Origin of the sequence: Caballeronia sp. AZ10_KS36 (assembly GCF_023631105.1) — a bacterium.
Classification (GTDB): domain Bacteria; phylum Pseudomonadota; class Gammaproteobacteria; order Burkholderiales; family Burkholderiaceae; genus Caballeronia.
Map to the genome: position 1 here is coordinate 82412 of NZ_JALQDQ010000018.1, position 15411 is coordinate 97822.

The following is a 15411-nucleotide window of genomic DNA, read 5'->3' on the forward strand; positions in this document are numbered from 1 at the left end:
GGCCGACGAATCCGTCAGGCAGGACAACGAGCGCGCGCGCAAAGGTTTGCGCCGATGCCGGCACATGAGCGGTCTCGAAGCCGCAACGACCTGCGCGAGTCGGCGATGGAAGGCAATCGATCATGAAGCGTGACGTGTGGAATTCCCGAATCGGGCAACCGTAACGCGGGACGCCCGCCCGCATGGCGACCGGGGCCGAGGCGTTTCGCGGAAACGCGCACTGTAACCGAAAATCGCCTTGCGTCCATGTTTTACGCCAGGCGCGCAACGGCCGCGCCGCGCGTTTTCCCTGATTGCCGCCGGCGCCCCGCGTGACGGCGGCATGACGGTTAAAGAAATTCGCCAATCCGCCGATAACTCGCCTGATAGAGCGTGCCGCGCCTCATGCCGGCGCGCCGTACGCCGAGCCGCTCGAAGCGGCATTCGCGCGCCGCCGAAGCATCCGACGATCAGCTTGTGCGTCGACCATTGGCTGCGCGCCGCCGCGAGAACCTTAACTGACCATGCAAGCGAACCGGACTTCCGTCTCCCGCCGCGCACCCTGGCGCATCGCGTTCGATGTGCTTTGCCGCGCATGGAGACCCGCCGCGCGAGACGACCGCGATGCGCACGCGCACGACGCTGCGTCGCCCGCGTCCGCGCCCGTGCCCGCGTCCCCTTCTTCCCCGGCTCACGGCGCGGGCATGGCGGGCAGGTCCGCCGCCGCGCTCGAAGCGACGCTCGGCGCGGTCGATTTCCTCGCGCATCTGGACGACGCGCTGCGCTTTCAGTACGTGTCGCACGCGAGCATCGACTTCATCGGCTATCACCACGACTACCTGAGCATGCTGACGCTGCACGATCTCGTGCCGTCGGAGGAAGCGGGCGAACTGGACGCGCTCGTCGCCCGCGCGCGCGAGAGCGGCCAGCTCGAATGCGCGACGCTCAATCTCGTGAAGTCGCTCACCTACCCGATCTGCGTCGAGCTGCGGCTTTTGGCGACCGCCTCGCAGGGCACGCCCGGTTTCGCGCTCGCCGCGTTCGACGTGTCGCGCTGGCGCGAACGCGAAGCGTCGCTCACGCACGCGCTGCATCACGATCCGCTCACCGGCCTCGAAAACGCGACCGCGCTTCAGGCGGCGGTCGGCGCCATGCAGGCGGAAGCGGAACGCACCCGCACGCAGACGGCGCTCGTCCTGCTCGATATCGACGACTATCAGCGCATCAACCGCGCGCTCGGCTCCGAGGCGGGCGACGACATGCTGCGCGAAACCGCGCGCCGCATTCAGCATACGGCCACGCACGGCGAGCGCGTGGCGCGCGTGGCCGGCGACGAGTTCGCGCTGCTGCTGCCCGCGGGCGCGACCGCCGAAGCCGCCGAGAACCTCGCGCGCCGGCTGCTGACGGCCATCGCGCAGCCGTACCGGAATCGCGGACAGCACACGCATTTGTCGGCGAGCGTCGGCGTGGCTTTGTATCCGGACTACGCGGTCAAAGACGGCGCGACCGCCAAATCCGGCGTGCAGGCGAGCCTGCTGCGCATGGCCGATCTCGCGCTCGCGCAGGCGAAGGCCGCGGGCGGCAACACGCTCGTCGTCCATTCGCTCGACGACGATCCCGCCGACGCGGAGCGCCTCAAGCTCGAAGCCGACCTTTACGAAGCCGTGCGCAACGGCGAGTTCTCGCTCTTTTTCCAGCCGATCACGAAGATCCGCACGGGCGCCGTCGTCGGCGTGGAAGCGCTGATGCGCTGGCATCATCCGGCGCATGGGCTCGTGCCGCCCTCGACGTTCATTCCGCTCGCGGAGTCCATCGGCCTCATCAACTATCTCGGCAACTGGGTGCTGAAGGCGGCGTGCATGCAGCTCGTGCAGTGGGACGCCATCGGCATCCGGCTCGATTACGTGTCGGTGAACGTGTCGCCGCGGCAGTTCCGCGACAAACGCTTCATGGCGGCGGTGAAGGAAGCCATCGCGCTGACGGGCATCGACGCCGAGCGGCTCGTCTTCGAGATCACCGAAAGCCTGCTGATGCAGGACCCGGAAGAAGCGACGCGCCTGCTCGAAGCACTACGCGCGCTCGGCATCCGCTTCGCCGTGGACGACTTCGGCACCGGCTATTCGAGCCTCGCCTATTTGCAACGGTTTCCCCTCGCGAAGCTCAAGATCGACCGCAGCTTTGTCGAAAACCTGATTACGTCGCGCAACAACCGCGCGATCGTGGGCGCGGTGGTCGGGCTCGCGCAGTCGCTCGGACTGGAACTCGTCGCGGAAGGCGTCGAAACCGAGGCGCAGCGGGACTTGCTCGCCGAACTGGGCTGCGACCACATACAAGGCTGGCTGATTGGCCAGGCCATGCCGTCGGACGAACTCGCGCGTTCGTTCCAATCGAGTTCGCTCGTGCTGCACGAGACAATATGAGCGTACGAATGTTCGTGTTCTAGTCAAAGAGCGCGCCTTAACGCCCTGAATGCGTGTATCTTCCGGGGCTGGCCGCTGAACGATGGATCGGGCAGAGCCGCTTCGGGTTAGCCGTTCTCGCAACAACAGGTTTTTTTACGCATGGCACGCACCAAGGCCGAACTACTGGACAAGTTGTGGCAGCGCATGAGCGAGCGCGGGGACTTCCCGATGCTTTCGCAGGCGCTGCGCACGACGGTGTCCGCGATGAGCGACGACGACCTCGACTTCACTGCACTCGTGCAAGTCGTGCTGTCGGACTTCGGGCTCACGCAGAAGGTGCTGCGGCTCGCCAATTCCGCGATGTACATGGCTTTCGGCGGCAACATCACGACCGTCACCCGGGCGCTGATGGTGCTCGGCATGGACGCGGTCGGGCATCTGGTCGTCGGACTGAAGCTCGTCGACCACTTTCATCAGAGCGCGCCGCGCCGCATCGACGCCAAACTCGAACTGAACCGCACGCTGCTTTCGGGCACGGTCGCGCGGCAAGTGACCGAGCGCATCGACCTGCGTTCGGCGGAAGAAGCCGTGGTCTGCACGCTGATGCGGCAGATCGGCAAGCTGCTCGTCGCGTTCTATCTCGAACACGAGTGGGACCAGTTGCGCCGCAAGGCGGCCACCGAGAACATCAGCGATAGCAGCGCGTGCGCCGCGCTGCTTGGCGTGACCTTCGAGGAGATCGGCATCGAGGCGGCGGACCGCTGGCGTCTGCCGGAAACGATTCGCGCGGGCATGCGCGTGAGCGACCCGACCGCGCCGCCGGATGAAACCGTGCCGAAGCACGTGCGCTGGCTGCAGGCCGTCACCAACTATTCGACCGAAGTCGCCGATGCGCTGACCGCGCAGAACGTCGCGGCGGGCGGGCGCGAACCGATGCTCGTCGATATCGCCGAGCGCTACAGCGGCGCGCTCAATGCGGATGCGGAAACGCTCGCATCGATGAGCCTTGCGCTCGCGAGCGAGGACAGCGGCGACGGCGTGATGCGCGAGATCGTCGAACTACAGGCGGACGCGGACGCGATGGCGCGGGCGAGCGTATCGGCGGAGGCGCGCATCGGCGCGAGTCTTGCCGACTTGCGCTCGCTGCCGTCGAAGAACGCGCTTTCGCCGGTGCTCGCGCTGGCGTCGGAGGCGGTGCTCGCGGGGCTCGGTCTTTCGCGCACGGTCGTCTTCGTGCGCCAGGCCAACAACGAGTTCCAGGCGCGTCTCGGCATGGGGGCGGGCATCGAGCCGATGCTTTCCTCGCTTTGCTTCAGCGCCGAGTTCCGGCCGGATGTGTTTCATCTCGCGATCACGAATCCCGTGGGCATCTTCATCGAGAATGCGCACGATCCGCGGATCGACGCGCGTTTGCCGCGCTGGTACAAGGAGACGCTCGGCGAGGCGCAGGCTTTCGTGCTGCTGCCCGTGAAGTCGAACGATTCGACTGTCGCGCTCGTTTATGGCGACTGGACTGTGGGGCAGCATGTGCACAAGATTTCTCCACAGGAGATGGGGGCGCTCAATGAGCTCACACGGGAGCTTAGCCGTTTTTTTTTCAATGCTAATTGGAAGGAAGTTGAGTTGATTTGAGGGTTCTTTGCTATTTGCTCTCGGCGCCCTCTTTTTTGTCGGGGAACTTGATTTTCCGTCGGTCTATTAGCGTTGCCCCTCCCCGGGGCGGGGGTCACTTTCTTTGCTGCTGCAAAGAAAGTAACCAAAGAAAGCAGCTTTTTCTTGGCCCGCAGCAGCGACAGTGTGGCCACTCCGCAGAAAGACATTGGCACTCAGCTTGAATCAGCCCTGAATCACCCTCCACGCCCGCTGAACACCCACGTCCTCCGAGCCCCTTGGCTCGTCAAAACCATCGGTATGCTTCGCATTACTTAACAACCACTTCAACGAATTGCCGTGGCCGTGTTGCAGTCGCAAGTCCAATCGCAGTCGCAGTCGCTGTTGCTGTTGCTGTTGCTGTTGCTGTTGCTGTTGCTGTTGCTGTTGCTGTTGCTGTTGCTGTCCTGTCGCTGCCGCAGCCGCACCGCAACCGCACCCTCAACCGAACCCTCAACCGCACCGCAAGTCGCAATTCGTTAGCCGCCACGGGCAACCACGGTCGCAGCCGCGGCCGAATCCGCACCTGCTTCTAGGCCTGCAACGGCGAGCGCGACGATACCGCCCGGTGCGGTGCGCGCCGCGTGCGAGCCGGTGTTTATCGCTGTGAGAAATGCTTGTCGCGCACCTGTTCTGGTTGTTCGGCTGGCGGCTTGCTGAGGCTCGAACAAGTGGCAGAGCCGTCGTTCGAGAAGGTTTTGACGAGCCAAGGGGCTCGGAGGACGTGGCGCTCAGCGGGCGTGGAAGGTGATTCAGGGCTGATTCAAACTGAGTGCCAATGCCTTGCTGCGGAGTGGCCACACTGTTAATGCTTTGGGCCAAAAAAAGCTGCTTTCTTTGGTTACTTTCTTTGCAGCAGCAAAGAAAGTGACCCCCGCCCCGGGGAGGGGCAACGCCAATAGACCGACGCGAAATCAAGTTCCCCGACGAAAGAGCAGTTTATCTAGGCAAAGCATAAAGCGCCCTCGCCCCGAAGAAAGAGCAAGAGCAAGGCCAACAACAAAAAGAAACCTCAGACCAACTGAAACTTCCCAACAAGCCCCTTAAGCGCGCGCGCTTGATCATCGAGCGATTGGGCCGCAGCCGCCGCCTGCTCGACGAGCGCCGCGTTCTGCTGCGTCCCGGCGTCCATCTGTGACACGGCATGTCCAATCGCCTCGATGCCCGACTTCTGCTCAGCCGAAGCCGCCGAAATCTCGCCCATGATGTCCGTCACGCGGCGCACCGCGCGCACCACTTCTTCCATCGTCGCGCCCGCCTCGTGCGCATAGGTCGAGCCATCCGACACGCGCGAAACCGACGTGTCGATCAGCGTCTTGATCTCCTTGGCCGCCGCCGACGACCGCTGCGCCAGCGCGCGCACTTCGCCTGCCACGACCGCGAAGCCGCGTCCCTGCTCGCCCGCGCGCGCCGCTTCCACGGCCGCGTTGAGCGCGAGAATGTTCGTCTGAAACGCAATGCCTTCGATCACGCCGATGATGTCGCCGATGCTCTTCGCGCTCGCGTCGATGCGCTCCATCGTCTCGACCACGCGGCCCACCACCTTGCCGCCCTTCTCCGCAATCTCCGACGCGTTATGCGCAAGCGTCGTCGCCTGCATCGCGTTATCGGCGTTCTGGCGCACCGTCGACGTCAGTTGCTCCATGCTGGCCGCCGTCTTCTCCAGCGCGACCGCCTGCTCTTCCGTGCGGCGCGACAGATCCACGTTGCCGGTCGAGATTTCGCTCGACGCCGACGCGATCGCCTCCGCGCTCGCCGCAATCTCGCCGACCGTCGCGGACAAGCCCGACTGCATCTCGGACAACGCGTAGAGCATGCTGGCGTCGTCGCGGCGCTTGAGGCGGATTGGATAAGCGAGATCGCCCGACGCGATGCGGCTCGCGATTTCCTTCGCATAGCCCGGCTCGCCGCCGAGTTGTCCCGACAGACGCCGCACGACCCATTCGCTGACGATGATCGCGAGCACGAAAAGCGCAATCGTCAGCACCGCCACCATCACGAACGACGAATGGAAGATGAACGCGGCGGCGTCGATGGTCGCTTTCGCGGCGGCGCCCCGGCGCGCGACGAGCTCATCGACCATCTTCTCCAGCTTGCTGGTCTCGACGAGCAGCGAGACGTCCTGCATGCCGACTTGCCAGTTCATCTGCGAGAGATCGAGCGGCTGCTCCTTCACGAGCTTGACGAAGCCGCGCAGGTTGCCGCTCCACGTCGCGAGCGCGGCGGCGAAACGCTTCTGTTGCGCGAGCGCGTCCGTATCCGCATGGTCGATGTACTGCGCCAGTTGCGTCTGCTCCTTGCCGATCTCGGTCAGCGCGTGTTCGATCTCGTTGCCGAGGTCGTCGCGCTCCTTCGCCGTCGATGCGGTGAGCAGCATCTTCTGCGAACGGCTCGCGCGCAGCAGATAGCCGCGCGTTTCCTCGGCCGCGCGGCTCGCGACATAGCCTTGCGTGTAGATGGACTCCGTCGCGCCGTTGAGCCGGCTGATCTGCGTGAGCGCAATCGCGCCGATGCCGAGCGTGCCCGCGAGAACGAGGCCGAACGCGAGGCGCAACGTCGCCTTCACGGACAGCGTGCGCGTCGAAGCCGTCTGGCTTCCTGCGCCGAGTGCCGGCCGGCCCGAAGCGGCGTTCGGCATCAGGCCGGCGCCTCGCGCGCCGCGTAGCGGAAAGAGTCTCATCATGTATCCCCGTGTGATTTCTTCGAACGGTACGCCCGCTGTCCGGGACGCCCACATCGCTGGTCTACGGCATATCCCTCGTTTTTCTTTAGCGGGTGCGTACGGCCGTTCGATGCCCGGCGATTCTTATATCCGGCCAAAATTCGTTTGTTCCGACGATACGCGCGGCATCGACAAAGACGTGTCCGATTCTCGACAAACCTTGGCATGACAACGCAAGCGAGCCAACCTACACTGGCAGACATTCGGTTCGCGCATGAATCGCGGGCAGAAGAACGAATCCGACACCACCGCTTCTTTCTCCTCACTTCAACCATGCAAACAAGCATCGACAAAGGCGCCTTCCCGAGTTCGGGCGGCGCGTCGGCAGTGAATGCGGCCAGCGCGGCGCCCGTGCCAGCGCCGCGCACCGTGTATTCCGTGCTGGGCGCCATCAGCTTCTCGCATCTGCTCAACGACATGATTCAGTCGCTGATTCTGGCGATCTACCCCATGTTCAAGAGCGAGTTCGCGCTCACCTTCGGGCAGATCGGCCTGATCACGCTGACGTATCAGATCACCGCGTCGCTCTTGCAACCGATCGTCGGGCTGTACACGGACAAGCACCCGAAACCGTATTCGCTGCCCGTCGGCATGGGCTTCACGCTCTCCGGTCTTCTGCTGATGTCGATTGCGGGCAACTTCGGCACGTTGCTGATCGCGGCGGCGCTGGTGGGCTGCGGTTCGTCGGTGTTCCATCCGGAATCGTCGCGGGTGGCGCGCATGGCGTCGGGCGGCAAGCACGGACTCGCGCAGTCGCTGTTTCAGGTGGGCGGCAACGCGGGCTCGTCGCTCGGACCGCTGCTTGCCGCGCTCGTCGTGATTCCGCACGGCCAGCGCTCGATCGCGTGGTTCTCGGCGGCGGCGCTGCTCGCGATGGTCGTGCTCGCGAACATCGGCCGCTGGTACAAGCGTCATCCGGCGGTCAAGAAAGGCCGCGCGAAGGCGGCGCACGCTGCGCTGCCGCGAGAGAAGGTGATGCTGGCGATGAGCGTGCTCGTTCTGCTCGTCTTCTCGAAGTACTTCTACCTTGCGAGCATCACGAGCTATTTCACGTTCTATCTGATCAGCAAGTTCGGCGTGTCGGTGCAAGCCGCGCAGCTTCACCTGTTCGTGTTCCTCGCGGCGGTCGCGGCCGGGACGATCATCGGCGGGCCGGTGGGCGACAAGGTCGGACGCAAGGCGGTGATCTGGGTATCGATTCTCGGTGTCGCGCCGTTCACCTTGCTGATGCCGTATGTGAACCTGTTCTGGACCGGCGTGCTGTCGGTGGTGATCGGGCTCGTGCTGGCCTCGGCGTTCTCGGCGATTCTCGTCTACGCGCAGGAACTGATTCCCGGCAAGGTCGGAATGGTCGCGGGCCTGTTCTTCGGCTTCGCGTTCGGGATGGGCGGCGTCGGCGCGGCGGTGCTCGGGCATCTCGCGGATGTGACGAGCATCGACTATGTCTACAAGCTGTGTGCGTTCTTGCCGTTGATCGGCGTGCTGACGGTGTTTCTGCCTAGAACCCACGACGCGAAGGCTTGAGCAAGGTGTTTCGTACAACGCCCGGTCATGGAAACGTGACCGGGCGTTTGTCTTGGCGGGCAGGCTCAACGACAGGTGATGACGAGCTTCCTGTAGCCGTTTTCGACGATGGGCTCCTGCGCCTGACACTGGGCTACCGGCGTCGAGAGCTTTTGCGAAAGCAGTATCGTGTTGCCATATCCGCACGATAGCCAGACGCCGTGCTCGTTCTCGGCGGCGACGAATCGCCAGTTGTACGACCTGCGGCCGTTGACCATCGTGATGTCCGGCTTCAGATCATGCCGTTCCTCGGGCGGCCCGATCGTCACGACGACGTCCTGCACCGATAGCGTCGTGCGCCGTTGTTGCGGCTGCCATCCGTCTGGTGCATCGGTGATGACGGCCGGCTGCATCGTCACGCGCGCGGGGCATGCGATCTCCATGGCGGCAGCCGCACCCGATGCCGCGAGAAGCGCAGCGCCGATTGCCGCCCACATCCGAGGCTTGCTGCATGACTTCACGCGCGCCCTCATTCGATGATGGAGAACGCGTCCGCGTTGTTGCTCGGGTCCGCGTAGTGGCCGTTCTTCAGCCGCCCCTTCCGACAAATCGCACGCGACGAGACCACCGGCTTGTTGTCTTCGTCGTTCGCCCATTGATCCATCACCCAGATGCAATCGCCCTCGCGGCGCAGGAAAAGCGCGGCATGATTGCCGTGAGCGTGGCTACGGTATCTGCCCTCCACGAACGTGGCGATGGCAGTGCCCGCTGGAATCAACGTGGCGTCGAGCACGCGCTGCCCCTCGCGCCACAAAGCGGTGACAGGCGCGTGCGCATAGTGCTTGACCAGATCGACGCACTGGTGCGATCCGACCATGTCGGTGCCTTCCAGGCTGGCTGCGTCGGAATATCGGTATGACATGGAGACCCTCCTTTGTAAAGGTCTCCTGATCGTATGCGCCACCGCATCAGCCAATATCACCCGCGAGCGTTAAATTGCGGCGTGGCTTGCGTAAGATCAATGCCGCGTGTCTGCCTTATGGCTTGCCGGATGCTCCCAGCGCCGCCCGGATCTGCGCGAGCGCGCCGGCGTCCTCGATCGTCGGCAGATCGCCGGGATCGCGGCCTTCGGCCAGCGCGGCAATCGCGCGGCGCAGCAGCTTGCCCGATCGCGTCTTCGGCAGCATCGAGACGAAATGCACGCGCGCCGGACGCGCAATCGCGCCGAGTTGCGTATCGACCGCGTGGCACAGCTCCGCTTCCATGCCTTCGCGCGCGCCCGGCGCATTGATGCGATCGGCGTCGCGCAGCACGACGAACGCCGTCGCCGTCTGCCCCTTGAGCGCATCCGTCACGCCGACGACCGCCACTTCCGCGACCGCCGCGTGCGCCGACAACGCCTCTTCGATCTCGCGCGTGCCCAGCCGATGCCCCGCCACGTTGATCACGTCGTCGGTGCGCCCGAGTATCGACACGTAGCCGTCCTCGTCCTGCACGCCCCAGTCGAACGTCGAATAGACCATCTGGTTCGGCACGCTCTGCCAATACGTCTCGACGAAACGCCGGTCGTCGCGCCAGACGGTCTGCATGCAGCCCGGCGGCAGCGGATAGCCGAGCGTCACGACGCCCTTCTCGCCCGGCGCGCACGGCTCGCCGGTCATCTCGTTGCGCAAGGTCAGGTTGAAACCCATCGACGGCACGCCCGGCGAGCCGAGCTTCGACGGCAATGCCTCAATGCCGCGCGGTATCGCCAGCATCGGCCACCCGGTTTCCGTCTGCCAGTAGTTGTCGATCACGGGCTTCTGCAACGCGCTCTGGATCCACTGCGCGGTGGGCTCGTCGAGCGGCTCGCCCGCCAGAAAAAGCGTGCGCAGGCTCGACAGATCATATTTCGCCATCAGCGCCGGGTCCTGCTTCTTCAGAACGCGGATCGCGGTGGGCGCGGTGAACATCAGGTTGATCTTGTGCTGCTCGACGAGCCGCCACCAGATGCCGCCATCCGGACGAACGGGCGTGCCTTCGTACATGACGGTCGTGAGTCCCGCGATCAGCGGCGCATAGATGATGTAGCTATGCCCCACGACCCAGCCGATGTCCGATGCCGTGAACATCGTGTCGCCGGCCGCGCCCTGAAAGATATGCTCCATCGACGCGGCGAGCGCGACCGCATAACCGCCGACATCGCGCTGCACGCCCTTCGGCTTGCCCGTGGTGCCGGACGTGTAGAGCACATACGACGGCTCGTTCGATTCGAGCCATTCGCAGGGAACGTGGGCATCGAAGAATTGCTCGCGCAGCGGCTCGTACGCGACCAGATAGCTCGCCTGGAGGCGCTCGGGCGCAAGCTGCCGGTCGATCAAAAGCACTTGGGGCACCTTGAATTCGGCGCGCGACAACGCTTCGTCGACGAGCGGCGTGTAGTCGATCACCTTGCCCGCGCGCGCGCCCGCATCGGCGGTGACGATGAGCGTGGGCTCGGCATCGTCGATGCGCGCCGCGAGGTTCGGCGCCGCGAAGCCGCCGAACACGACCGAATGGATCGCGCCGATGCGCGCGCACGCGAGCATCGCGAACAGCGCCTCGGGGATCATCGGCAGGTAGATGAGCACGCGGTCGCCCTTCTTGACCGAGAGCGAGCGCATGACGGCGGCCATGCGGTTCACTTCCGCGTGCAGTTCGGCATACGTGTAGCGGCGCTCGATGCCCGTTTCCGTCGAGACATAGACGAGCGCGTCCTGCTGCGCGCGCGAGGCGAGATGGCGATCGACCGCGTTATGGCACAGGTTCGTGCGCCCGCCGACGAACCATCGCGCGAACGGCGGGTTGCTCGCATCGAGCACCTGTTCGAACGGCGTCTGCCAATGGATGCGGCGGGCCTGTTCGGCCCAGAACGCTTCGGGCTCTTCGATCGACTGGCGATACGCTTCTCGGTAAGTCGGCATGCGCGTCCTCTGCAAGATGCAAGCGGTGGCGAGTCGATGCAAATCGACTCGCTCCACAGCATAGAGCAGCGGGCGAATGGCTGGCTAGAGAGGGCGCGCCCTGATCGTGGGAGTGGGTGTGAGCGGTCCGCGGGTTCAGACGGCGCGGCTCTCCGGTCTGCGCGATCGCGGCGCGCTGGCCGGTGCCGCGCCGTGCCTGAGCAGCACCGGCGCGAGTTCGCCTGCCACGCGCATGCTCGATACAACGACCGTTCGCACGCCGCTGTCGTGCGTGAGCGTGCGCAGCGTTTCGCGCGTCGTCGCCCGGGCCTCGATGCGCGGTTCGATCACGATGAATCCGCGGCAGTGCGCCGCAAGCGCCACGCGATGCGTGCGCAGCCAAGCAGCGCGCAGAGCGATGTCGTCGGGCGTTTCGTCGTCGCTGTGTTCCGCGACGATGACGAACGGCGTCGCGAGCGCGAGCAGCCGGCGCATCTGCGCGGACCACGCGAACGCGTAGCCGGGTTTCATCGCCCGGCGACGCACGCGCACGAGCGGGAAGCGGCTTGCGTCGAGCATGGACGTGTCGAGAGCTTTGGAAGTATGGTCGGCGGCGGTCACAGCGGCTTCGGGCTCCATTCGTTCAGGGCGGCGACGAGACTCGGCCAGCGGGAACGGCGCGGCACGACGCGCTTTTTTCGCGCGGCGCGCGGCGGCGGGCATTCGACGCTCGCGGGCGACGGCGCGGCGGGCGCTTCGGCCCACGCGCGGCGGGTTGTTTCCAGGACTTTGGCGGCGTTGGCTGCGATGGCGCGGTCGGCGTGCGCATCGGGCGGGTCGCTGTGTGCTACGGCGTTGGAGTTCGGATCGTTGGTCACGTTGGGCCTCCAGTCGTGTATCCACGATGTATGACCTCATTGTATTGAGAATCATTCTCAATAACAAGCGTGATGGGACGGATGCGGCAAGATGTGGCAGCCGCCGATTCGCACGCTGCTGCTTGCGGTGGTTCGAGCAGTGCAAGCAACGGCCCCGCTCAAACTGACCGAGCGGCCAACCGCCTCACGCAGCCCGCATCAAAAACCGCGACAACACCCCCGACGAATACATCCCCGCAATCGCCGTCAAGAATTCCGCGAAGGACGCGGGCGCGGCGGCATCGGCCGTATCGGAAATGGTGCGGACAACGGCGCACGGCACGCCGTGCTCGTAGCAGACCTGCGCGAGCGCCGCGCCTTCCATCTCGACCGCGAGCGCATCCGGCAGCGCAACGCGCAACGCGCTCACTGCCTCGTGGCTCGCGATGAACTTGTCGCCGCTCACCACCAGCCCGCGATGCACGCGCGGCCGCACGACAGCGAAGCGCTCGGCGAGCGCATCGCCTTCGGTTTCGATGAACGCGAGCGCCGCGGCGGCGAGCGCGTCCGACAGCGCGCTGTCGGCGTCGAAACGCGTGCGCTCCAGCAGCGGCACTTCGTAGCGCGGGAAGAACGGCGACGCGTCGAGATCGTGCTGGAGCAGCGCGTTCGCGACGACGATATCGCCCACGCGCACGTCCGCCCGCACGCCGCCCGCGACGCCGGTGAAGAGAATCGCATCGACGCCGAAGACGTGGATGAGCGCGCTCGCCGTCGCGGCCGCCGCGACCTTGCCGATGCGCGCGAGCGTCACGACCACCGGCACGCCGTGCGCCTCGCCGACGTGATATTCGCGCTTGCCGAGCGTGACCGTGCGCACGTCGCCCGCGCCCCGCATGTGCGCGATGAGGTCGCCCAGTTCCTGCGGCAGCGCCGCCATGATCGCAAGCCGCTTCACTCGACCGCCTGTAGCTTCGCCACGGCGAGCGCGAGCCATTTCTCGCCGTGACGCTTGAAGCGCACCTGCGCGCGGGCGTCCGCGCCGGAACCTTCGAGCGCGGTCACCGTGCCCTCGCCGAACTTCGTGTGGAACACGGCCTGCCCGACCTTGAAGCCGGTATCGGCCGCGCGCTGTTCGTTCGCGAACGACGGCAGCGCCGCGCTCGCCGTCGACGGACCGCCGCGTTCCTGTCCCGGCCGCGCGAACCAGTCGCGGCCCCAGCCGGCGTTGTCGGCGCGGCCGCCCCAGCGCGCGCCCGCCTCCACTTTGGGCGTGAGCCATTTGAGCGAGCCTTCCGGCAGTTCGTCGAAGAAGCGCGAGCGGATGTTGTAGCGCGTCTGGCCGTGCAACATGCGGCTCTGCGCGAACGACAGATACAGCCGCTCCTTCGCCCGCGTGATCGCGACATACGCGAGCCGCCGCTCTTCTTCCAGCCCGTCGGATTCCTGCGCGCTGTTTTCGTGCGGAAAGAGTCCTTCTTCGAGCCCGGTGATGAACACCGCCGTGAACTCCAGCCCCTTCGCCGCGTGGACGGTCATCAACTGCACGGCGTCCTGCCCGGCTTGCGCCTGGTTGTCGCCCGCTTCGAGCGATGCATGCGACAGGAAGCCCGCGAGCGGCGTCATGGTGTCCGGATTCTGCGCGGGATCGGCGATGCCGGGCGCATCCAGCACTTCGATCTCGCCGTCCTCGCTGACCGACGTGATCTCCTGCGCGGCGGTCGCGCCGGGGCGCAGCGGAATGGATCGCGCGGGCGTATCCAGCCCGTAGCCTTCCTCGCTCACGAACGCCGCTGCCGCGTTGACCAGTTCCTGCAAGTTTTCGAGCCGGTCCTGCCCTTCCCGCTCGGTTTCGTAGAACGCGGCGAGTCCGCTCGCGCGCACGACGTATTCGACGGTTTCGGGCAGGCTCATCTGCTGCGTTTCGGCGCGCATCTTCGCGATGAGCGTCGCGAACGCGCCGAGGCTCGATCCCGCCTTGCCGGTCACGTAAGGCACGGCGGCGGCCATCGAACAGTTGTAGAGACGCGCGGCGTCGGCCAGTTGCTCGATGGAACGCGCACCGATGCCGCGCGTCGGAAAGTTGACGACGCGCGCGAACGCGGTGTCGTCGTTCGGGTTGTCGATGAGGCGCAGATACGCGAGCGCGTGCTTGATTTCCTGACGCTCGAAGAAGCGCAAGCCGCCATACACGCGATACGCGATGCCCGCGTTCACCAGCGTATGTTCGATGGTGCGCGACTGCGCATTGCTTCGATACAGCACCGCGATCTCGCCGCGCGCGAGGCCGGTGTTGATGAGCGCCTTGATTTCCTCGACGATCCAGCCCGCTTCCTGCGAATCGGTCGCGGCTTCGTAGACGCGCACCGGCTCGCCGTGCCCCGCGTCCGTGCGCAGATTCTTGCCGAGCCGCCGCGCGTTGTTCGCAATCAGATAATTAGCGGTATCGAGAATATGGCCGTGCGAGCGGTAGTTCTGCTCCAGCTTGATGAGATTGCGCACGCGGAACTCGCGCTCGAAATCGTGCATGTTGCCGACGTTCGCGCCGCGAAACGCGTAGATGGACTGATCGTCGTCGCCCACGGCGAAGATCGCGTTGTGCTCGCCGGCGAGCTGCTTCAGCCACGCGTATTGCAGCTTGTTCGTGTCCTGAAACTCGTCGACGAGGATATTGCGAAAGCGCGCCTGATAATGCGCGCGCAGCGGCGGGTTGTGCGCGAGCAGTTCATAGCAGCGCAGCAGAAGCTCCGGAAAATCGACGACGCCTTCGCGCTGGCATTGCTGGTCGTAAGCCTCGTACAGCTCGACGAACTTGCGATTGAAGTTGTCGGTCGCATCGACGTCTTTCGGCCGCAGCCCTTGTTCCTTCGCGTTGTTGATGAAGTACTGGAGATTCTTCGCCGGATACTTCTCGTCGTCGACGTTCAGGCCCTTCATGAGCCGCTTGATCGCGGAAAGCTGGTCCGCCGTATCGAGAATCTGGAACGACTGCGGCAGGCCCGCGTCGCGGTAATGCGCGCGCAACATGCGGTTGCAGAGGCCGTGGAACGTGCCGATCCACATGCCGCGCGTGTCGATGGGCAAGAGCGCCGACAGGCGTGACATCATCTCGCGCGCGGCCTTGTTCGTGAACGTGACGGCGAGAATGGTCTGCGGCGATGCGTAACCCTGCTGGATGAGCCACGCGATGCGGGTGATGAGCACGCGCGTCTTGCCGCTGCCCGCGCCCGCGAGGATCAGCGCGGGCTCGTTCGGCAGCGTCACGGCGGCGAGCTGTTCGGGATTGAGGTTGGCGAGTAAATCGGGCATGGGAAAGTGAGCGGCGGCAAGCGCACCGAAGAAGCCGGCACGAAGTCGCCGGCGAGCCGACCATTATA

At 65.3% G+C, this 15411-nt stretch carries 11 protein-coding genes; 3 read left to right on the plus strand and 8 right to left on the minus strand.

Translation table 11 applies throughout. The annotated features are described in order from the left end of the window. Positions 1-503 precede the first annotated feature (503 nt). Both NCR35_RS10510 and NCR35_RS10515 read left to right on the plus strand, forming a co-directional pair. A complete protein-coding gene (locus tag NCR35_RS10510) occupies positions 504-2399 on the plus strand; it encodes a putative bifunctional diguanylate cyclase/phosphodiesterase (RefSeq protein ID WP_284502943.1) in 1896 nt (631 codons plus the stop codon). Positions 2400-2540: 141 nt separating this feature from the next. After that, positions 2541-4013, plus strand: coding sequence for an HDOD domain-containing protein (locus NCR35_RS10515; protein WP_250534313.1), 1473 nt, complete (start codon positions 2541-2543; stop codon positions 4011-4013). A gap of 1030 nt (positions 4014-5043) precedes the next feature. On the opposite strand, the gene NCR35_RS10520 is transcribed toward NCR35_RS10515, so the two are convergent. Continuing rightward, the gene (locus NCR35_RS10520) at positions 5044-6711 is read right to left on the minus strand and encodes a methyl-accepting chemotaxis protein (RefSeq protein ID WP_250534705.1); all 1668 of its coding nucleotides are present in this window, start codon (positions 6709-6711) and stop codon (positions 5044-5046) included. Between the two features lie 315 nt (positions 6712-7026). Between NCR35_RS10520 and NCR35_RS10525 the strand changes: the two genes are divergently transcribed. Further along, positions 7027-8277 carry an MFS transporter gene (locus NCR35_RS10525; RefSeq protein WP_250534314.1) on the plus strand — a complete coding sequence of 417 codons (1251 nt, stop codon included), beginning with the start codon at positions 7027-7029 and terminating at the stop codon, positions 8275-8277. 65 nt (positions 8278-8342) lie between these two features. Here NCR35_RS10525 and NCR35_RS10530 read toward each other — a convergent pair whose 3' ends face one another. From NCR35_RS10530 to NCR35_RS10560, 7 genes are all read right to left on the minus strand, one after another. Beyond that, complete coding sequence (locus NCR35_RS10530) at positions 8343-8789, minus strand: STY0301 family protein (RefSeq protein WP_350029198.1); 447 nt, start codon at positions 8787-8789, stop codon at positions 8343-8345. Beyond that, a complete protein-coding gene (locus NCR35_RS10535) occupies positions 8786-9178 on the minus strand; it encodes a BPSL0067 family protein (protein ID WP_244846841.1) in 393 nt (130 codons plus the stop codon). Before NCR35_RS10535 ends, NCR35_RS10530 begins: the two co-directional genes overlap by 4 nt. Positions 9179-9293: 115 nt before the next feature. Beyond that, positions 9294-11198, minus strand: coding sequence for a propionate--CoA ligase (locus NCR35_RS10540; RefSeq protein WP_250534316.1), 1905 nt, complete (start codon positions 11196-11198; stop codon positions 9294-9296). Positions 11199-11333: 135 nt separating this feature from the next. Then, complete coding sequence (locus NCR35_RS10545; protein WP_250534317.1) at positions 11334-11756, minus strand: hypothetical protein; 423 nt, start codon at positions 11754-11756, stop codon at positions 11334-11336. A gap of 38 nt (positions 11757-11794) precedes the next feature. Continuing rightward, positions 11795-12055 carry a hypothetical protein gene (locus NCR35_RS10550; protein ID WP_250534318.1) on the minus strand — a complete coding sequence of 87 codons (261 nt, stop codon included), beginning with the start codon at positions 12053-12055 and terminating at the stop codon, positions 11795-11797. Between the two features lie 184 nt (positions 12056-12239). Beyond that, complete coding sequence (locus NCR35_RS10555) at positions 12240-13031, minus strand: 5'-methylthioadenosine/adenosylhomocysteine nucleosidase (RefSeq protein ID WP_250534319.1); 792 nt, start codon at positions 13029-13031, stop codon at positions 12240-12242. Continuing rightward, positions 12989-15343, minus strand: a complete 2355-nt coding sequence (locus NCR35_RS10560) for a UvrD-helicase domain-containing protein (RefSeq protein WP_250534320.1) — start codon at positions 15341-15343, stop codon at positions 12989-12991. Before NCR35_RS10560 ends, NCR35_RS10555 begins: the two co-directional genes overlap by 43 nt. Positions 15344-15411 lie beyond the last annotated feature (68 nt).